This window comes from Intestinibacter sp., assembly GCF_034113885.1.
In the GTDB taxonomy this organism is placed as follows: domain Bacteria; phylum Bacillota; class Clostridia; order Peptostreptococcales; family Peptostreptococcaceae; genus Intestinibacter.
This window is the reverse complement of sequence record NZ_JAXEWM010000024.1, coordinates 25,019-43,992: the sequence shown is the minus strand read 5'-3', so window position 1 is coordinate 43,992 and position 18,974 is coordinate 25,019. Positions and strand designations below refer to the sequence as shown.

At 32.8% G+C, this 18,974-nt stretch carries 32 protein-coding genes; 31 read left to right on the top strand and 1 reads right to left on the bottom strand.

Translation table 11 applies throughout. The features are described from left to right. Positions 1 to 14 precede the first annotated feature (14 nt). The 31 genes from rplV to rpsI all read left to right on the top strand — a co-directional run bounded on the left by rplV (position 15) and on the right by rpsI (position 16,934). Positions 15 to 350 carry a 50S ribosomal protein L22 gene (gene rplV, locus SPD90_RS01540; protein ID WP_007285291.1) on the top strand — a complete coding sequence of 112 codons (336 nt, stop codon included), beginning with the start codon at positions 15 to 17 and terminating at the stop codon, positions 348 to 350. Between the two features lie 17 nt (positions 351 to 367). Continuing rightward, positions 368 to 1,174 (top strand): 30S ribosomal protein S3, encoded by an 807-nt coding sequence (gene rpsC / locus SPD90_RS01535; protein WP_320627287.1) that lies wholly within the window; start codon positions 368 to 370, stop codon positions 1,172 to 1,174. A 34-nt stretch (positions 1,175 to 1,208) separates the two neighbouring features. Continuing rightward, positions 1,209 to 1,640, top strand: a complete 432-nt coding sequence (rplP, locus tag SPD90_RS01530) for a 50S ribosomal protein L16 (RefSeq protein WP_290690752.1) — start codon at positions 1,209 to 1,211, stop codon at positions 1,638 to 1,640. A 1-nt stretch (position 1,641) separates the two neighbouring features. Beyond that, positions 1,642 to 1,845 (top strand): 50S ribosomal protein L29, encoded by a 204-nt coding sequence (gene rpmC / locus SPD90_RS01525; protein ID WP_320627286.1) that lies wholly within the window; start codon positions 1,642 to 1,644, stop codon positions 1,843 to 1,845. A gap of 22 nt (positions 1,846 to 1,867) precedes the next feature. Continuing rightward, entirely contained in the window at positions 1,868 to 2,122 is a 255-nt protein-coding gene (rpsQ, locus tag SPD90_RS01520) for a 30S ribosomal protein S17 (protein ID WP_290690747.1), read from the top strand. A gap of 26 nt (positions 2,123 to 2,148) precedes the next feature. Then, the gene (gene rplN / locus SPD90_RS01515) at positions 2,149 to 2,517 is read left to right on the top strand and encodes a 50S ribosomal protein L14 (protein WP_320627285.1); all 369 of its coding nucleotides are present in this window, start codon (positions 2,149 to 2,151) and stop codon (positions 2,515 to 2,517) included. Positions 2,518 to 2,541: 24 nt separating this feature from the next. Then, on the top strand, positions 2,542 to 2,847 hold the full coding sequence (gene rplX / locus SPD90_RS01510) for a 50S ribosomal protein L24 (RefSeq protein WP_320627291.1): 306 nt from the start codon (positions 2,542 to 2,544) through the stop codon (positions 2,845 to 2,847). A 30-nt stretch (positions 2,848 to 2,877) separates the two neighbouring features. After that, positions 2,878 to 3,420, top strand: a complete 543-nt coding sequence (gene rplE / locus SPD90_RS01505) for a 50S ribosomal protein L5 (protein ID WP_320627284.1) — start codon at positions 2,878 to 2,880, stop codon at positions 3,418 to 3,420. Between the two features lie 19 nt (positions 3,421 to 3,439). Further along, the gene (locus SPD90_RS01500) at positions 3,440 to 3,625 is read left to right on the top strand and encodes a type Z 30S ribosomal protein S14 (protein WP_320627283.1); all 186 of its coding nucleotides are present in this window, start codon (positions 3,440 to 3,442) and stop codon (positions 3,623 to 3,625) included. A 32-nt stretch (positions 3,626 to 3,657) separates the two neighbouring features. Continuing rightward, the gene (gene rpsH / locus SPD90_RS01495) at positions 3,658 to 4,056 is read left to right on the top strand and encodes a 30S ribosomal protein S8 (RefSeq protein WP_320627282.1); all 399 of its coding nucleotides are present in this window, start codon (positions 3,658 to 3,660) and stop codon (positions 4,054 to 4,056) included. 30 nt (positions 4,057 to 4,086) lie between these two features. Next, the gene (rplF, locus tag SPD90_RS01490; protein ID WP_320627281.1) at positions 4,087 to 4,629 is read left to right on the top strand and encodes a 50S ribosomal protein L6; all 543 of its coding nucleotides are present in this window, start codon (positions 4,087 to 4,089) and stop codon (positions 4,627 to 4,629) included. 47 nt (positions 4,630 to 4,676) lie between these two features. Further along, positions 4,677 to 5,045 (top strand): 50S ribosomal protein L18, encoded by a 369-nt coding sequence (gene rplR, locus SPD90_RS01485; protein ID WP_320627280.1) that lies wholly within the window; start codon positions 4,677 to 4,679, stop codon positions 5,043 to 5,045. A 21-nt stretch (positions 5,046 to 5,066) separates the two neighbouring features. Further along, positions 5,067 to 5,573, top strand: coding sequence for a 30S ribosomal protein S5 (gene rpsE, locus SPD90_RS01480; protein WP_320627279.1), 507 nt, complete (start codon positions 5,067 to 5,069; stop codon positions 5,571 to 5,573). Positions 5,574 to 5,587: 14 nt separating this feature from the next. Beyond that, positions 5,588 to 5,773, top strand: a complete 186-nt coding sequence (rpmD, locus tag SPD90_RS01475) for a 50S ribosomal protein L30 (protein WP_290690728.1) — start codon at positions 5,588 to 5,590, stop codon at positions 5,771 to 5,773. A 34-nt stretch (positions 5,774 to 5,807) separates the two neighbouring features. Then, positions 5,808 to 6,251, top strand: a complete 444-nt coding sequence (rplO, locus tag SPD90_RS01470; RefSeq protein ID WP_290690726.1) for a 50S ribosomal protein L15 — start codon at positions 5,808 to 5,810, stop codon at positions 6,249 to 6,251. A 36-nt stretch (positions 6,252 to 6,287) separates the two neighbouring features. Then, positions 6,288 to 7,556, top strand: coding sequence for a preprotein translocase subunit SecY (gene secY / locus SPD90_RS01465; protein ID WP_290690723.1), 1,269 nt, complete (start codon positions 6,288 to 6,290; stop codon positions 7,554 to 7,556). A 15-nt stretch (positions 7,557 to 7,571) separates the two neighbouring features. After that, positions 7,572 to 8,219, top strand: a complete 648-nt coding sequence (locus tag SPD90_RS01460; protein ID WP_290690722.1) for an adenylate kinase — start codon at positions 7,572 to 7,574, stop codon at positions 8,217 to 8,219. Then, positions 8,219 to 8,965, top strand: coding sequence for a type I methionyl aminopeptidase (map, locus tag SPD90_RS01455; protein WP_290690719.1), 747 nt, complete (start codon positions 8,219 to 8,221; stop codon positions 8,963 to 8,965). Before SPD90_RS01460 ends, map begins: the two co-directional genes overlap by 1 nt. 189 nt (positions 8,966 to 9,154) lie before the next feature. After that, positions 9,155 to 9,373, top strand: coding sequence for a translation initiation factor IF-1 (gene infA, locus SPD90_RS01450; RefSeq protein ID WP_007285309.1), 219 nt, complete (start codon positions 9,155 to 9,157; stop codon positions 9,371 to 9,373). A 29-nt stretch (positions 9,374 to 9,402) separates the two neighbouring features. Beyond that, positions 9,403 to 9,516: a 50S ribosomal protein L36 gene (rpmJ, locus tag SPD90_RS01445; RefSeq protein WP_018590391.1), complete on the top strand. Its 114-nt coding sequence runs from the start codon at positions 9,403 to 9,405 to the stop codon at positions 9,514 to 9,516. A gap of 150 nt (positions 9,517 to 9,666) precedes the next feature. Next, complete coding sequence (rpsM, locus tag SPD90_RS01440; RefSeq protein WP_007285310.1) at positions 9,667 to 10,038, top strand: 30S ribosomal protein S13; 372 nt, start codon at positions 9,667 to 9,669, stop codon at positions 10,036 to 10,038. Between the two features lie 27 nt (positions 10,039 to 10,065). Beyond that, on the top strand, positions 10,066 to 10,464 hold the full coding sequence (gene rpsK / locus SPD90_RS01435; RefSeq protein ID WP_290690697.1) for a 30S ribosomal protein S11: 399 nt from the start codon (positions 10,066 to 10,068) through the stop codon (positions 10,462 to 10,464). Between the two features lie 18 nt (positions 10,465 to 10,482). Next, positions 10,483 to 11,103: a 30S ribosomal protein S4 gene (rpsD, locus tag SPD90_RS01430; RefSeq protein ID WP_007285312.1), complete on the top strand. Its 621-nt coding sequence runs from the start codon at positions 10,483 to 10,485 to the stop codon at positions 11,101 to 11,103. Positions 11,104 to 11,177: 74 nt separating this feature from the next. Continuing rightward, positions 11,178 to 12,125, top strand: coding sequence for a DNA-directed RNA polymerase subunit alpha (locus SPD90_RS01425; RefSeq protein WP_320924095.1), 948 nt, complete (start codon positions 11,178 to 11,180; stop codon positions 12,123 to 12,125). Between the two features lie 21 nt (positions 12,126 to 12,146). Next, positions 12,147 to 12,488, top strand: coding sequence for a 50S ribosomal protein L17 (gene rplQ / locus SPD90_RS01420; RefSeq protein WP_320924094.1), 342 nt, complete (start codon positions 12,147 to 12,149; stop codon positions 12,486 to 12,488). A gap of 215 nt (positions 12,489 to 12,703) precedes the next feature. After that, positions 12,704 to 13,537, top strand: a complete 834-nt coding sequence (locus SPD90_RS01415) for an energy-coupling factor transporter ATPase (RefSeq protein WP_320924093.1) — start codon at positions 12,704 to 12,706, stop codon at positions 13,535 to 13,537. Then, positions 13,525 to 14,391, top strand: a complete 867-nt coding sequence (locus SPD90_RS01410) for an energy-coupling factor transporter ATPase (RefSeq protein WP_320924092.1) — start codon at positions 13,525 to 13,527, stop codon at positions 14,389 to 14,391. The genes SPD90_RS01415 and SPD90_RS01410 overlap by 13 nt, the downstream gene beginning before the upstream one ends. Continuing rightward, positions 14,385 to 15,212 (top strand): energy-coupling factor transporter transmembrane component T family protein, encoded by an 828-nt coding sequence (locus SPD90_RS01405; protein WP_320924091.1) that lies wholly within the window; start codon positions 14,385 to 14,387, stop codon positions 15,210 to 15,212. The genes SPD90_RS01410 and SPD90_RS01405 overlap by 7 nt, the downstream gene beginning before the upstream one ends. A 20-nt stretch (positions 15,213 to 15,232) precedes the next feature. Next, positions 15,233 to 15,964: a tRNA pseudouridine(38-40) synthase TruA gene (gene truA, locus SPD90_RS01400; RefSeq protein ID WP_320924090.1), complete on the top strand. Its 732-nt coding sequence runs from the start codon at positions 15,233 to 15,235 to the stop codon at positions 15,962 to 15,964. 122 nt (positions 15,965 to 16,086) lie between these two features. Continuing rightward, a complete protein-coding gene (gene rplM / locus SPD90_RS01395) occupies positions 16,087 to 16,515 on the top strand; it encodes a 50S ribosomal protein L13 (RefSeq protein ID WP_290690677.1) in 429 nt (142 codons plus the stop codon). Positions 16,516 to 16,541: 26 nt separating this feature from the next. Beyond that, on the top strand, positions 16,542 to 16,934 hold the full coding sequence (gene rpsI, locus SPD90_RS01390; protein ID WP_320626912.1) for a 30S ribosomal protein S9: 393 nt from the start codon (positions 16,542 to 16,544) through the stop codon (positions 16,932 to 16,934). 237 nt (positions 16,935 to 17,171) lie between these two features. Here rpsI and SPD90_RS01385 read toward each other — a convergent pair whose 3' ends face one another. Further along, positions 17,172 to 18,950, bottom strand: a complete 1,779-nt coding sequence (locus tag SPD90_RS01385; RefSeq protein WP_320626911.1) for a PrpR N-terminal domain-containing protein — start codon at positions 18,948 to 18,950, stop codon at positions 17,172 to 17,174. Positions 18,951 to 18,974 lie beyond the last annotated feature (24 nt).

Sequence of the window (18,974 nt, the reverse complement as noted above, 5' to 3'; positions counted from 1 at the left end):
AAGGAGGAAGAACGATGGAAGCAAGATCAATCGCAAAATATGTACGTGTATCTCCAAGAAAAGCAGGTCAAGTATGCTCTCTTGTAAGAGGTAAAAACGTTGATGAAGCTTTAGCAATATTAAAATTCACTCCTAGAGGAGCAGCTGATATAATAGCTAAAGTAGTAAAATCAGCAAAAGCTAATGCTGAAAATAACCATGAAATGGATGCAGATAAATTATATATAGCATCAATAGTTGCTAATCAAGGACCAACTATAAAAAGATTTATGCCTAGAGCACAAGGTCGTGCAACTATGATAAGAAAAAGAACTTCTCACATAGAGGTTGTTTTAAAAGAAAGACAATAGAGTTAGGAGGGAAATAAATGGGACAAAAGGTTAACCCACACGGACTAAGAGTCGGTGTTATAAAAGATTGGGATTCAAGATGGTTTACTACTGATAAAAAAGAGTTCGGAAGTTTATTATTAGAAGACCACCAAATAAGAACATTCCTAAAAGAAAAATTATATGTTGCTGGTGTTGCCAAAATAGAAATAGAAAGATCAGCAAACAAAATAAGAATAGATCTTCATGTTGCTAAACCAGGTGTTGTTATAGGTGCAGCTGGAGCTAAAATAGAAGCTTTAAAAGCTGAATTAGAAAAAATGACTAAGAAAACTGTTATAGTTAATATAATAGAAGTTAAAGGAATAGATAGAAATGCTCAATTAGTAGCTGAAAACATAGCATTAGCTATCGAAAGAAGGGTAGCTTTCAGAAGAGCTATGAAACAAGCTGTACAAAGAGCTTTAAAATCTGGTGCAAAAGGTATAAAAGTTGCTGCATCTGGTAGATTAGGTGGAGCTGAAATGGCTAGAACTGAAGGTTATAGCGAAGGAAATGTACCACTTCAAACTTTAAGATCAGATATAGATTACGGTTTCGCTGAAGCTGATACTACTTATGGAAAAATAGGTATAAAAGTTTGGATATGCAATGGTGAAGTTTTACCAACTAGAAATGGTGTAAACCCAAGAGAAGAAAGAAAAGATAACAGAAGAGATAGAAGAGATAACAAGAGAAGAGATAATAGAAGAGATAACAATAGAAGAAATTCTAGAGGAAATGACAGAGCTAGAGGACAAAGACCACAAGGACAAAGACCTCAAAGAGCTGAAAAAAATAATTAATTAAAGTTAGCTTCAAGGAAGGAGGAGAAATCTCATGTTAATGCCAAAGAGAGTAAAACGTCGTAGAGTTCATAGAGGTAGAATGACTGGAAAGGCTCAAAAAGGTAACACAGTTACTTACGGAGAATACGGACTAGTTGCTTTAGAACCATCTTGGATAACTTCTAATCAAATAGAAGCTGCCAGAATCGCGATGACAAGATATATAAAAAGAGGCGGGAAGGTTTGGATAAAAATATTCCCTCATAAACCAGTAACAAGAAAACCAGCTGAAACTCGTATGGGTGCTGGGAAAGGTTCTCCAGAATATTGGGTAGCCGTAGTTAAACCAGGAAGAGTAATGTTTGAATTAGCAGGTGTTCCTGAAGATAAAGCTAGAGAAGCAATGAGACTAGCAGCTCACAAACTTCCTATAAAATGTAAATTTGTGAAAAAAGAAGATTTAGAAGTAAAGGGTGGTGAATAGGATGAAAGCTAAAGAGTTAAGAGATTTAAACAGCGAAGAGCTAATAGTAAAATTAAATGACTTCAAAAGTGAATTATTTAGCTTAAGATTCCAATTAGCTACTGGTCAATTAGAAAATACAGCAAGAATAAAAATGGTTAAAAGAGATATCGCAAGAGTTAAAACTATCCTTGCTGAAAGAAAGTTAAACGAAACTAGAGCTTAATTTGGAAAGGAGGCTTTTAAACATGGAAAGAGGAAGAAGAAAAGTAAGAATAGGCCGTGTTGTAAGTAATAAAATGGACAAAACAATAGTTGTTGCTGTTGAAGACTTCGTACGTCATGAATTATACAACAAACCTGTTAAAAGAACTAAAACGTTTAAGGCACACGACGAAAATAACGAATGTAGAATCGGAGATAGAGTAAAAATAATGGAAACTAGACCTTTATCAAAAGACAAGAGATTCAGACTAGTTGAAGTTGTTGAAAAAGTTAAGTAGTTTTTTTGGAAAAGGAGGGATTACGAATGATACAACAAGAGACACGCTTAAAAGTTGCTGACAATTCTGGTGCAAAAGAATTACTATGTATACGTGTACTAGGTGGAAGTAAAAGAAAATATGGTAACGTAGGTGACGTTATAGTTGCTACAGTTAAAAGTGCAACACCTGGTGGAGTTGTAAAAAAAGGAAAAGTAGTTAAAGCTGTTATAGTAAGAAGCAAAAAAGGCATTAAACGTAATGACGGAAGTTATATATCATTCGATGAAAATGCTGCAGTTATAATAAGAGACGACAAAACTCCAGTGGGAACTCGTATATTCGGGCCTGTTGCAAGAGAGTTAAGAGATCATGAATTTATGAAAATAGTTTCTCTTGCTCCAGAAGTACTATAATAAGGAGGTGCAATAGGAGACATGATGCGCGTTAAGAAAGATGATACAGTTGTAGTTATAGCTGGTAAAGATAAAGGTAAAAAAGGTAAAGTTGTTGCTGTTTTACCAAAACAAGACAAAGTAGTAGTTGAAGGTGTTAACATAATAACTAAACACCAAAAACCAAATGCAATAAATCCACAAGGTGGAATAATAAATAAAGAAGCTCCAATCCATATATCTAACGTAATGCCGGTTGATCCAGAAACTGGAAAAGGAACAAGAGTTAGATACGAAGTTAAGGATGGAAAAAAAGTAAGAGTAGCAGTAAAGAGCGGAAAAGAAATATAATACAATACAACTTGAAAGGAGGGACCACAAATGGCTTCTAGATTACAAGAAAAATACATGAAAGAAGTTGCTCCTGCATTAATGGAGAAATTTAATTATAAAAACGTAATGGAAATACCTAAAATAGACAAAATAGTTATAAACATGGGTATAGGAGACGCTAAAGAAAATCCAAAAGGATTAGAAAAAGCTGTTGAAGAAATGGAACTTATAGCAGGTCAAAAACCAGTTATAACAAGAGCTAAAAAATCAGTAGCTAACTTCAAATTAAGAGAAGGTATGCCAATAGGTGCAAAAGTTACTTTAAGACAAGATAAAATGTACTATTTTATGGATAAATTAGTATCAGTTACTTTACCAAGAGTTAGAGACTTCAGAGGTATAAATCCTAACGCTTTCGATGGTAGAGGAAACTACGCTTTAGGAATAAAAGAACAATTAATATTCCCAGAAATAGAATACGATAAAGTAGACAAAGTAAGAGGAATGGATATAATATTCGTTACTACAGCTAAATCAGATGAGGAAGCTAGAGAATTACTAAAATTATTAGGAATGCCATTTTCAAAATAATAGATAAGGAGGGATTCCAGTGGCTAGAAAAGCAATGGTTGTAAAACAACAAAAGAAACAAAAATATAAAACTAGAGAATACACTAGATGTTCTATATGTGGTAGACCACATTCAGTTTTAAGAAACTTTGGTATATGCCGTATATGCTTTAGAGAATTAGCTTACAAAGGACAAATACCTGGTGTTAGAAAAGCAAGTTGGTAGAATTTGCCCAAATATGAAAGGAGGTTTTCAATATGACAATGACAGATCCAATTGCAGATATGCTTACTCGTATAAGAAATGCGAACACTGTTAAGCATGAAACTGTTGACGTTCCAGCTTCTAACATAAAGAAAGAAATAGTAAGAATCTTATTAGAAGAAGGTTTTGTTAGAGGTTATGATGTTATAGAAGATGAAAAACAAGGAATAATAAGAATACAATTAAAGTACGGACAAGCAGGAGAGAAAGTTATACAAGGTATAAAAAGAATCTCTAAACCTGGTATGAGAGTTTATACAAACGCTCATGAAATACCTAAAGTATTAAACGGATTAGGTATAGCAATAATATCTACTTCAAAAGGTATATTAACTGACAAACAAGCAAGAAAAGAAAATGTAGGTGGAGAAGTTATCTGCTACGTTTGGTAATAATATTAAAGAGAGCAAGGAGGTGTAACTATGTCAAGAATAGGTTTAAAACCAATAACAGTGCCAGCAGGTATAGAAGTTACTATAGCTGAAGGTAACCATGTAACTGTAAAAGGACCAAAAGGAACTTTAGAAAACAAATTCGATGCTGCTTTAACAATAAAACAAGAAGGTAATGTTATAACAGTAGAAAGACCAACAAACAACAAACAACATAGATCATTACACGGATTAACTAGAACATTAATAAACAACATGATAACTGGTGTTAGCACTGGTTTCGAAAAGAAATTAGAATTAGTTGGTGTTGGATATAGAGCACAAAAACAAGGAAATAAATTAGTTATGAACTTAGGATTCTCTCATCCAGTAGAAATGGAAGATCCAGAAGGAATAACTGTAGAAGTTCCAAATCAAACTGAATTAGTAGTAAAAGGTATAGATAAACAATTAGTAGGAAACTACGCTGCTAAAATAAGAGATTGGAGAAAACCAGAACCATACAAAGGTAAAGGTATTAAATACGCTGGTGAATATATAAGACGTAAAGAAGGTAAAACTGGTAAGAAATAGGCCAAATTAAAAGTTTAACCAAATAAAGGGTGAAAGGAGTGAGCTCAGTGTTAAAGAAAGCTGATAAAAATGCTAAAAGACTTCAAAGACATAAGAGAGTTCGTAGAAAAGTATTCGGAACACCTCAAAGACCAAGATTATGTGTATTTAGAAGTTCAAACAATATATATGCTCAAATAATAGATGACACAAATAGAGTAACTCTTGTAGCTGCATCTTCATTAGAAGAAGCTGTTAAGAGTGCTGTTAATCATACAGGAAACAAAGACGCAGCTAAAAAAGTTGGCGAATTAGTAGCTAAAAAAGCTGTTGAAAAAGGAATCACTGAAGTAGTATTCGACAGAGGCGGATATATATATCATGGAAGAATAAAAGAGTTAGCTGAAGGTGCAAGAGAAGCTGGACTTAAATTCTAATAAAAGAGGAGGGAAGATCACATGCGTCGTAAACTTATAGATGCTAGACAACTAGATTTACAAGAAAGAGTTGTTGAAGTAAGACGTGTTACTAAGGTTGTTAAAGGTGGTAGAAACTTTAGATTCGCAGCTTTAGTAGTAGTCGGAGATGAAAACGGACACGTTGGTATAGGTACTGGGAAAGCAATGGAGGTTCCAGATGCTATAAAGAAAGCAGCAGAAGATGCTAAAAAGAACCTTATAAATGTGCCAATAGTTGGTACAACTATTCCTCACGAAGTAATCGGACACTTCGGTGCTGGAAAAATAATAATAATGCCTGCTCAAGAAGGTACAGGAATCATAGCTGGTGGGGCTGCAAGAACTGTATTAGAATTATCAGGATTAAAAGATGTTAGAGCTAAATGTTTAGGATCTAGAAATCCAAGAAATATGGTTAATGCTGCTATAGAAGGATTAAGTTCTTTAAAAACAGCTGAAGATGTAGCTAGACTTAGAGGTAAAAAAGTAGAAGATCTTTTAGGATAAGGAGGTAGTGTGAAATGGCTAAATTACAAATAAAATTAGTTAGAAGTACAATAGGAACTACTCCTAAACAAAAAAAGAATGTTGAAGCTTTAGGATTAAGAAAAAGAGAACAAGTAGTTGTTAAAGAAGATAATGCCCAAATGAGAGGTATGATCGCAAAAGTTGCTCACTTAGTTGAAGTAACTGAAATAGCTGAATAATTATAGATAAGGAATTAAGAAGGAGGTGCAATCCATGAAACTACATGAGTTAAAACCTGCTGAGGGTGCAGTAAAATCTAGAAAAAGATTAGGTAGAGGTACTGCTACAGGTCAAGGTAAAACTGCAGGACGTGGACAAAAAGGTCAAAAATCTCGTTCAGGCGGTGGAGTAAGAGTTGGATTCGAAGGTGGACAAATGCCACTAGCAAGAAGACTTCCTAAGAGAGGTTTCAAAAATCCATTCACAAAAGAATATACAGAAGTTAACGTTGAACTTTTAAATAGATTCGAAAATGGTACAGAAGTAACTGCAGAATTATTAAAATCTACAGGTGCTATAAGTAAAATAGAAAAAGATGGAATAAAAATATTAGGTCAAGGAAATCTTGAAAAAGCTGTAACAGTTAAAGCTGCTAAGTTCACTGCATCAGCTCAAGAAAAAATCGAAAAAGCTGGAGGAAAAGCAGAATTAGTATAATCTGTTCTTTCGAAAGTTACAGGTGGGTGATATTACGTGCTATCAAAGATCAAACAATCTTGGAAAGTTAAAGATGTAAGAAAAAGAATTTTATATACCCTAATGATGATTCTAATATTTAGAATAGGTACCACAATACCAGTTCCTGGAGTAAATACAGCGATTATAAGTAGTATGGTAAGTGGAAATAACTTACTTGCACTATATAACATGTTTACAGGAGGAGCATTTAGTAACTTTACACTATTTGCTCTAGGTATAGGACCATATATCACAGCTTCAATCATAATACAACTTCTTACAGTTGGATTTGAAAGCTTAAAAGAGCTACAAAAATCTGGTGAAGAAGGTAGAAAGAAGATGAATATGTACACTAGATATACAGCATTAGTATTAGCTATAATACAAGCTGTAGGTATAACTCTAGGAGTTGTAAGAAGTGCATTGACATCTGATAGTGTTTTCTTCATAGCAACAGTTATAATTACATTAATATCAGCAAGTATGATCTTAATGTGGATGGGTGACAGAATTACAGAAAAAGGACTAGGAAATGGAAGTTCTGTCATTATCTTTGTGGGTATTATCTCAAGAATACCTTCAGACATTATAGGTGTTGTATCATCAGTACAACAAGGAACACTAAAAATATGGTTGGGAATATTATTAGCTGTGATAATGCTAGTAACTATAGCTGCTGTTACATTTATAAATGAAGCAGTTAGAAAGATACCAGTACAATATGCTAAAAAAGTTGTAGGAAGAAAATTATATGGAGGTCAAAACTCTCATATACCAATGAAAGTAAATCAATCAGGGGTTATGCCAATAATCTTTGCTAGTTCACTTTTAGCTTTTCCACAAACAATAGCATTATTTATGGGCGAAAATGCTCAAAATTTTGTTTCCACTTACTTAAGCACATCTGGTGATATAGGTTTTTGGATTTATAGATCACTAGAAGTTCTATTGATAGTATTTTTCTCTTATTTTTATACTACAATATCATTTAACGTAGATGATATCGCTGAAAATATGAAAAATAATGGTGGATTCATACCAGGAATCAGACCTGGTAGACCTACAATAGATTATTTAAACAAGATATTATCAAGAATAACTCTTGCTGGGGCTATATTCTTAGCAATAGTTGCAATGATACCAGCATTTACAGTTCATTTTATGCAAGTAAACATGAGTTTAGCAGGTACATCAATACTAATCGTTGTAGGGGTAGCACTTGAACTTAAGAGACAGTTAGAGTCACACCTAGTTATGAGAAGTTATCAAGGATTTTTAAAATAAATTGGAGATGATTAAATGAGACTAATATTATTAGGACCTCCTGGTGCTGGAAAAGGAACTCAAGCAGCAGGGATCGTTGAAAAATACAAAATACCTCACATATCAACAGGAGATATATTCAGACAAAATATAAAAGAGGGAACAGAGCTTGGAAAGAAAGCTAAAGAATATATGGATCAAGGTTTATTAGTTCCAGATGAATTAACAGTTGGTCTAGTAACTGATAGAATATCACAACCAGATTGTGGAAATGGATTCATGCTAGACGGATTTCCAAGAAATGTATCTCAAGCAGTACAATTAGATGCATTCTTAAAAAATAATGGTATTGCTTTAGATAAAGTAATAAACATAGAAGTTGATAAAGAAAAATTAGTTGAAAGAGCTGTAGGTAGAAGAATCTGCAAAGCTTGTGGAGCTACTTATCATATACAATTTAACCCATCTAAAGAAGAAGGCGTTTGTGATATATGTAAAGGAGAACTTTATCAAAGAGCCGATGATAATGAAGAAACAGTTTCTAAGAGAATACAAGTTTATTTAGATGAAACTAAACCATTAGCTGATTACTACTCAAAATCAGGTATAATCGCTGATATAGATGGTCAACAAGCTATAGACAAAGTATTCAACGATATAGTTTCTGCTTTAGAAGGCAAATAATGATCAAATTAAAATCAAAAGAAGAAATACAAATCATGAGAGAGGCTGGCAAAATTGTCGCCGACACTCATGAATTATTAAAGTCAGCTATAATTCCGGGGGTATCTACTCTAGAGTTAGATACAATAGCTGAAGAGAATATAAGAAAATATAATGCAGTACCATCTTTTAAAGGCTATGGAGGATTTAAAGGAAGTATTTGTGCGTCTATAAATAATGAAGTCGTACATGGTATTCCTGGAAATAAAATAGTAAAAGAGGGAGACATTATAAGTATTGATATTGGAGCCTGTTATAAAGGATATCATGGCGACTCCGCAAAGACACATGCAGTTGGTGTGATATCTGAAGAGAACAGGAAATTAATAGAAGTGACACGACAAAGCTTCTATGAAGGAATAAAGTTTGCAAAAATTGGATACAGACTTTCGGACATCTCACACGCAATACAAACACATGTTGAAAAAAGTGGATTTTCGGTAGTCAGGGATTTAGTTGGTCATGGAGTTGGCACACATCTCCATGAACCACCTAATGTACCTAACTATGGAAAACCAGGAAAAGGACCTAAACTTAAAGCTGGAATGGTTTTAGCGATAGAGCCAATGGTGAACATGGGAAAATTTAATGTTAAATGTCTATCAGATGGATGGACAATAGTTACAATCGATGGGAAAAACTCGGCACACTATGAACATACGATAGTAATTACAGAAAATGAACCAATTTTGCTCACAAGTCTTTAAATTTGGTCCAATAAGTGTTATTATAATTAATGCGGGCTTTTATTAGCGTGCAGTTATAAAGTTAAGCATAAGAGTATAAAATACTTTGAAAAAAGTAATAAAATAGTATAAATTTGTTAAAGATACTTTTTAAGAGCTAACTTAATTAAGTCAACATCTTGACTTATTGAATGGAGGGCTGGTTGTTTAATGGCCAAAAAAGATGTAATAGAATTTGAAGGTACAGTTGTAGAAAACTTGCCTAATGCTATGTTTAAAGTTAAATTAGAAAATGGACATGAAGTATTATGCCATTTATCTGGTAAGCTAAGAATGAACTTCATAAGAATTCTTGAAGGAGATAAGGTTAAAATAGAACTTTCACCTTATGATCTTACAAGAGGAAGAATCACTTGGCGTAAGAAGTAGACTACTTACAGTCTAAGGAGGGATTAATAATGAAGGTAAGACCATCAGTAAAACCAATGTGCGAAAAATGCAAGATAATAAAAAGAAAAGGTAAAGTAATGGTTATCTGCGAAAATCCAAAGCACAAACAAAAACAAGGATAATATAAAAAAGAATAGCATTTACAGTAATTTTGTGATATAATAAAAAACTGTGATGTTAACAAAAAATGTTAAAAAATAACGAAAAAAATAGATACGAATTTATATAAGAAACTCGGTTTTTTGTAGAAAACTAATGTAGGAGGTGCAACAATGGCAAGAATCGCTGGGGTAGATTTACCTAATGAAAAAAGAGCGGAAATAGGCTTAACTTATATATATGGTATAGGTAGAGCAACTGCTAATGAAATATTAGCTAAAGCTGAGATCAATCCTGATACTAGAATAAAGGATTTATCAGAAGAAGAAGTTAATACACTAAGAAGAATAATAGATAATGATTTCTTGGTTGAAGGTGACTTAAGAAGAGAAATTGCATTAAACATAAAAAGATTAAGAGACATTAAATGTTACAGAGGTATAAGACATGCTAAAGGATTACCTCTAAGAGGTCAAAAAACTAAGACTAACGCTAGAACTAGAAAAGGTCCTAGAAAGACTGTATCTCGTAAAAAGAAAAAATAATAAGTAGATAGGAGGGAAATTCGAAAAATGGCTAAACAAAAAAAGAAAGTAACACGTATCAGAAGAAGAGAACGTAAAAATATAGATCGTGGACATGCACATATACAATCAACTTTTAATAATACAATAGTTACATTAACAGACGTTCATGGTAATGCTATATCATGGGCATCTTCAGGACAATTAGGATTCAAAGGATCAAGAAAATCAACTCCATTTGCTTCTCAAATGGCTGCAGAAACTGCTGCTAAAGCTGCAATGGAACATGGTTTAAAGAGCGTAGAAGTATTTGTTAAAGGACCAGGTTCTGGTAGAGAAGCTGCTATAAGAGCTTTACAAGCAACTGGACTTGAAGTAACAATGATAAAAGATGTCACTCCAATACCACATAACGGATGTAGACCACCAAAAAGAAGAAGAGTATAATCATAGGAGGTGTAGATAATGGCAAGATATACTGGTGCATCATGCAGACAATGCCGTAGAGAAGGAATGAAATTATTCCTTAAAGGTGATAGATGTTATACAGATAAATGCGCTATAGTTAAAAGAAACTATGCTCCAGGACAACACGGACAAGGGAGAAAGAAACTTTCTAACTATGGATTACAATTAAGAGAAAAACAAAAAGTTAAGAGAATTTACGGAGTTTTAGAAACTCAATTTAGAAACTTATATGAACGTGCAGAAAAAATGTCAGGTAAAACTGGGGAAAACTTATTATGTCTATTAGAAGAAAGATTAGACAACGTAGTTTTCAGAATGGGATTAGCTAACTCTAGAAAAGAAGCTAGACAATTAGTTACTCATGCACACTTTACTTTAAATGGTAAAAAAGTAGATATACCATCATTAACTGTTAAAGTTGGAGATGTTATAGCTGTTAAAGAAACTTCTAAATCATCAGCTAAATTTAAAGCATTAGTTGAAGCAAACAAAGTTGCTCCAAACTGGTTAGATGTAAACTTAGAAGAAATGTCTGCTAAAGTAGTTGCTTTACCAACTAGAGAAGATATAGATATCGAAATAGCAGAACACTTAATCATAGAACTTTATTCAAAATAATAGGCAGTTTTTAAAAATAATTTTAAAATTGTTTACCCTCAGTGGATTAACAAATTTTAAGGAGGGTTTAGTCCATGATAGAAATAGAAAAACCAAAGGTAGATATAATAGAGCTTAGCGAAGACTATAGATATGGTAAATTCGTAGTTGAACCTCTAGAAAGAGGATACGGAATAACTATAGGTAATGCTCTTAGAAGAATATTATTATCTTCTTTACCAGGTGTAGCTGTGCACTCTATAAAAATAGATGGAGTTCTACATGAGTTTTCAACTATACCAGGAGTAAAGGAAGATGTTACTGAAATAATATTATCATTAAAAGAACTTTCAGCTACTATAGATGGTGAAGGTAGTAGAACACTTAAAATAGAAGCTCAAGGTCCATGCTCTATCAAAGGATCTGACATAATATGTCCTCCAGACGTTGAAATATTAAGTAAAGATTTACACATCGCTACTTTAGATGATAATGCTAAGCTTAATATGGAAATATATGTTGATAAAGGTAGAGGATATGTACCAGCAGAAGAAAATAAAACAGAAAATATGCCTATAGGTGTATTACCTGTTGATTCAATATATACTCCAATTGAAAAAGTTAGCTACCATGTAGAAAACACAAGAGTTGGTCAAAAATCTGATTATGATAAGTTAACTCTAGAAATTTTGACTAATGGAAGTATAAATCCTCAAGAAGGAATATCTCTTGCTGCAAAAGTACTTGTTGAACATCTAAATCTATTTATAGATTTAACTGAACATGTTAGCAATGTAGAAATAATGGTAGAAAAAGAAGAAGATCAAAAAGAAAAAGTTTTAGAAATGACTATAGAAGAATTAGATTTATCTGTTAGATCTTACAACTGTTTAAAGAGAGCCGGAATAAATACAGTTGAAGAATTAGCTAATAAGTCTGAAGATGATATGATGAAGGTTAGAAACCTTGGTAAAAAATCATTAGAAGAAGTAATTCAAAAACTAGAAGAACTTGGATTAGGTCTTAAACCAAGCGAAGAATAATCGAGCAAAGGAGGGATTGGCATGGCTAATTACCGTAAGTTAGGTCGTGTGACTTCACACAGAAACCTTATGTTAAGAAACTTAGTAACTGACTTACTAAAAAATGGTAGAATAGAAACTACTGTAACTAGAGCAAAAGAAACTCGTAGAATGGCTGAAAAAATGATAACTCTTGCTAAAAGAGGAGATTTACATGCTAGAAGACAAGTTTTAGCTTATGTTATGGATGAAACTGTTGTAAATAACTTATTCACTGATTTAGCTCCAAAATACGCTGAAAGAAACGGTGGATATACTAGAATAATCAAAAAAGGGCCAAGAAGAGGCGACGCTGCTGAAATGGCATTTATAGAATTAGTTTAGTAAATAATAGTTTTATATAGATAGCCCCATACTGTTGAGTATGGGGTTTGTTTTTATATAAAAAATTAAATAAATAAAATTGTATCCATAAAAAAAGAAAAATGTGGTATTAGTTTTGTTTGAAATTAATATTTTTAAATTTTTATGGATAAACTATGTTATAATAATAAATTGTATAAGTTTTTAAGCTACTGCTTTATAAAGGAGTATATGAAATGGAGAATATAATAAGTGTAAAGGATATGACCTTTGAATATGTAACTATAGATTCTAAATTTAAGGCAATTGACGATTTAAGCTTAGATGTTAAGCCAGGGGAATTTGTTGCAATCATAGGTCACAATGGATCAGGAAAATCTACTTTGTCTAAAAATTTAAATGCAATTTTAGTGCCAAGTGAAGGTGATATTTACATCGACGGTATGAACACAAAGGACGAATCAAATCTTTGGAATATAAGACAAACGGCTGGAATGGTATTTCAAAATCCAGACAACCAAATCGTAGCTACAATAGTAGAAGAGGACGTTGCCTTTGGACCAGAAAATTTAGGAGTAGAGCCTAAGGTAATTAGACAAAGGGTAGAAGAATCACTAAAAAGTGTTGGAATTTATGAATTAAAGGATAGACAACCCCATTTATTATCGGGTGGTCAAAAGCAAAGGGTAGCCATAGCAGGTATTATAGCTATGAGACAAAAATGTATTATATTTGATGAAGCTACAGCAATGTTAGACCCATCAGGTAGAAAAGAAGTTATGAATGTAATAAAAAAATTAAATAAAGAAGAAAATATTACGACTTTACATATAACTCACTATATGGAAGAAGCTGTTCAAGCTGATAGAGTAGTTGTTGTAGACAAAGGTAAAAAACTATTAGAAGGGACTCCAAAAGAGGTATTTAAAAATGTAGATTTACTTAAAGAGATAGGTCTAGATGTACCTTGTATGACAGAGTTAGCTGGTCTTTTGAGAGAAGAAGGACTAGATTTAGACGATGACATATTAACAGTGGATGAAATGGTGGATAAATTATGTCAGTTATAGTAAAGAATTTAACATATATATATGATGAAGGAATGCCTTTTGCAAGTAAGGCTCTTGATAATATTTCTTTTGAAATAAAGGACAATGATTTTGTAGGACTTATAGGACACACAGGATCAGGAAAATCAACATTAATACAACACTTAAATGGATTACTAAAACCATCTTCAGGAGAAATTTTTATAAATGGTTTTAATATAACAGATAAAGATTTAAATCTAACTGAAGTAAGAAAAAGAGTAGGGATAGTTTTTCAATATCCTGAATATCAATTATTTGAAGAAACTGTAGAAAAAGATATTGCTTTTGGTCCTGGAAATTTAGGATTAGAAGAAGATGAAATCGCTGATAGAGTAAAAAAATCTATGGAAGCAGTAGGGCTTGATTACGAACAATATAAAGATAAATCTCCTTTTGATTTATCAGGAGGTCAAAAACGTAGGGTAGCTATAGCTGGAGTAATAGCAATGAATCCAGAAGTTCTTATACTAGATGAACCAACAGCTGGATTAGATCCAGGTGGTAGAGATGAGATATTTAGATTGATTAAAAAACTACATGAAGACAATAATATAACTATAATACTTTCATCACATAGTATGGATGATATGGCAAAATTAGCCAAGACAATAATCGTTATGAATCATGGAAAAATAGAATTTATGGGAACGCCTAGAGAAGTATTTAATTCTCATGCAGATAGATTGAGAGAGATAGGTTTAGATGTGCCTCAGGTTTTAGAATTAGCTAATAAGCTAAGAGATAAGGGATTCGATATAAGAACAGATGTCCTTACAGTTGAGGAAATCAAAGAAGAAATACTAAAAGTTATGAGAGGAAGAAAGAAATGTTAAAAGATATAACTATAGGTCAATATTATCCAGCGAATTCTAAAATCCATAGATTAGATCCAAGGACTAAGCTTATAGCTACGATTGTATTTATGATTGCATTATTTGTTGTAAATCAATTTTGGCCATATGTAATTATATTAGGAATAGTAGCAGCTATAATTAAAGCATCTCAAATTCCTATGTCGTATATGCTTAAAGGTCTGAAGCCTTTAAGATGGATTTTATTATTTACTTTTGTAATTAATATGTTCTGTTTACCAGGAAACGTACTTGCTATTGGAGGCTTTAAGCTTCAATTAGGATTTTTGAAAATTACTGATGCAGGTTTAAGACAGGCGATATTCATGTCTATTAGATTAATCTACTTAGTTGTAGGTACATCTTTATTGACACTTACAACATCACCTATACAATTGACAGATGGTATAGAAAGACTTCTATCACCATTTAACAAGGTAGGATTACCAGTACATGAATTAGCTATGATGATGACAATAGCATTGCGTTTTATACCTACATTATTAGATGAAACAGACAAAATAATGAAGGCTCAAATGTCAAGAGGTGCAGACTTCGAAAGTAGTAACCTTATAAATAGAGCGAAAAACTTAGTGCCATTATTAGTACCACTATTTGTAAGTGCATTCAGAAGAGCAGATGAATTAGCTATGGCTATGGAGGCTAGATGCTATAGAGGTGGATACAACAGAACTAAGATGAGAGAAGCTGTTATAACTAGTGCAGATAGAATCGCATTTGTATTGATGATTTTATTCTTAGCTGGAAGTATAGCAAGTAGATTCATACACATTTTAATGTAATTAAAAAAAAGAGGTAATTGATGAGAAATTTAAAAATTACTTTACAATATAATGGTGAAAACTACTGCGGTTGGCAGAGACAGCCTAATTCACCTGGGATTCAAGGTACAGTAGAAAACGCCATCTATGAAATAACAAAGGAAAAGGTAAAGGTAACTGCATCAGGAAGAACTGATGCTGGAGTTCATGCTCTAGGACAGGTTGCAAATTTCAAAACTGAAACAAATATACCTGCTTCTAGAATACCAGATGCATTAAATGCAAAACTCCCAAAGGATATATCTGTAATATCCTGCGAGGAGGTCGATATGGACTTTCACGCTAGATATAACGCATGTGGTAAGACATATAGATATTTAATATATAATAAACCTTATAGAAGCCCTTTATACAAGAATTTAGCGTATCATGTGAAATATGACCTGGATTGGGATAAAATTCGCTTAGAAGCCAAATATTTGATTGGTACGCATGATTTTGTTGGATTTATGAGCTCAGGTTCATCAGTAAAGGATACAGTAAGGACTATTTACGATATACAGATAGAAGAGCATGAAGGAATAACATCTATTGAGATAAGTGGAAACGGATTTTTATACAATATGGTAAGAATAATCGTAGGCACTCTCGTAGATATAGGTCGAGGTAGAATTAAACATAATATGGAAGAAATAATAAATTCTAAAAGTAGGTCAATGTGTGGTCACACAGCACCTGCACACGGTTTATTTCTCAAAAAAGTTCAGTATTAAACCTTGACACTTTTTCCTATATATATTAGAATATATAGGAATGTGTTAATAAGTCCACAACGCCCCGGACTTTATATAAACGGTAAAATAAAATTTTGAAAAAATAAGAAGGAGGGACAACCATGAAAAGTTATATAGCTAAACCAGCTGAAGTACAAAGAAAATGGTACTTAGTTGACGCTGAAGGAAAAACATTAGGTCGTCTTGCTACAGAAATAGCAACTATATTAAGAGGAAAACATAAACCAACATTTACACCACATGTAGACGGTGGAGACTTCGTTGTTGTTGTAAATGCATCAAAAGTAGTTTTAACAGGAAAGAAATTAGATCAAAAATATTATAGATACCACACTGGTTATGTAGGTGGATTAAAAGAAATCTCTTACAGAGAAATGATGGAAAAGAAACCAGAAGAAGTAATAGCTCACGCAGTTAGCGGAATGTTACCAAAAAATAAATTAAGAGCAAAAATGATGACTAGATTAAGAGTATTCGCAGGAGCAGAACATACTCATGCAGCTCAAAAACCAGAAGTATTAAACTTCTAATTAACTAGGTGAAAGGAGGAGTTATCATGGAAAAAGTACAATTCTACGGAACAGGAAGAAGAAAAAGCTCTGTAGCTAGAGTAAGATTAGTTGCAGGTGAAGGAAATATAACAGTAAACGGAAGAGCATTAGACGAATATTTCGATTACGATACATTAATAAGAGACGTTAAACAACCATTAGTTTTAACTAGCAATGAAAATAAATACGATGTTATAGTAAAAGTTGAAGGTGGAGGATTCACTGGACAAGCTGGTGCTATAAGACATGGTATAGCTAGAGCTTTATTAAAAGCTGATGCTGACTTAAGACCAGAACTTAAAAAAGCTGGATTCTTAACTAGAGATGCTAGAATGAAAGAAAGAAAGAAATATGGATTAAAGGCTGCCAGAAGAGCACCTCAATTCTCAAAAAGATAGTATTACCTTATATGGTATTTATGAAAGTCTTGAAGTTATTAACTTCAAGGCTTTTTTGCTATATATAAAAATAATTAATTAGAGAAAATATATGAGTTTAGAATTTAGTTATAAATAAAGAGGAAATCAAAAATATCTATATTTTTATTATAGACTTTAGTCTGTTAAGTATGCATACATGCTCAATAATAAACCACCCGCTTTGTGGGTTCACCACATTACGGGTGGTTATGATTTTTATTTTTGGTTTTTTAATATTCTCCATAATGTGCTACGACTAATGCCTAAACGCGCAGATGTCTTCTCTTTGTTATTATTCTCTTCTAGTAAAACTCTTTGAATTATTTTATAATTTATCTCATCTAGTGTGCCATTTAATAAAAAATCATCAGAAATGGTTACTTTAGGTTTTGGTTCTTGGCTTAATATTTGCTTCACGTCACGTTTAGAAATATATGGAGTATCAGTGATTAATATTAGTTCTTTTAGTACATGTTGTAGCTGATCTAAATTTTGAGGCCAAAAATAAGAGGTCATCATTTCCATAGCTTCCGTATCTAATCCGATAATTTGTTTACCCAAAGCAGTATTTAAACGGTGAATATACAACGGAATGATGTTGGAAAATTCATCAATACGCTCTCGAAGTGGTGGCAACTTTAATGTAAGACAAGATAAGTGGTTCTCACAGAAATAACGAACAGTTTTTATACCTTTAGCATACACTTCATCATCAACTAGAGAGACAATTAAACGCATTCGTTTGCATAGATTAGTACAATCAATATAGTTAAATAGCTGGTCTAACTGTTGTTTGGAAAGTGCTGCCGGATTTTTCAGATGAACAGTACAGTTGAGGCTATTTAGTGGAGAATTTTCATTTTTAATCAATGAATTCCATTTGCGCTCTCCCATAAGAGAACAATCAATAGTTACTAAAGGCGAATTTCCATAGTGACTATTTTTATATAATAGATTGGCTACTTTACTTTTTCCTGTACCAGATTCGCCGATAATAAGAACAGGAAGGCGACTTTTGCTATAATGTTCTATTATTCGGGGTAAATCACTGCCTTGATTTGTTCTGTAAAATGGGACAAAATCATCAGTAGTGATGCTGGTATGATTGGAAATGACTATACTTGGATCGTTTTCACGTGTAAATGCTTCTTGTCTATGAATCGAAATTGCTGTATATTTCTGATTTTCATATAAAAGATGGCGATTAGATAATGTATATAGATCATTTCTAATCTGTTCTACAAAAGTCTGGTTTGGAACTTTGAGAAAGCTTTTTAGATGTACTTGTACCAAATTCATTAGTGAGGTATTCATTTCATCTATGGCAATGCTAGAAAACCATAATGTTCCAGCAGGGGAATAGATTAAAACTTCTTGATCATTGTCTGTTAAAATTGCTTGAAATAAATCTTTTTGTTTATGCACATATTTAGATGAGCGTACTAGTTTTACTGCTTCATCTATAGCACGTTCAATGCTTTCTACACCAGAAGAAATCAGTAGAGGATTCATACCAAGTTCTTTGGCTGCATTTGCACCGGTCATATCGCATAACACAAAAGTACAACCCTGATCTTTTGCCTTACGTAGATATGGCAGAGCATCTTCTTTATTAGAAAATGTGAAGATATCAATATTGTACTGAAGTAGGTCACAGAGTAAATGGGCACAATTAGTAATACCTGGAAAACCAGCAATTACAAATTTGCCTGCATAGCTTTCAGCCAACTTAATGCTACGGAGTATGTCATATACAGAAATAGAAATATCGATTACTGGAATCTCTACTGATGATCGAATTAGTTCGGCAGTTCCACCTCTAGAGAGAATAACATCATAATTCTTATGAGCCAATTGTATGGCAATTTCCTGTCCTGTATAGAAATCTCCTGTTCGAACTGTAAGAGATACATCATCTCGTTTTTGTGCTAGGTTTGTTATAATATTAGCCATTCCCTCGTATGGGGCGACAGCTAGAATCTTTGTTTTTTGCATAGAATACTCCTTAAAAATTAATAA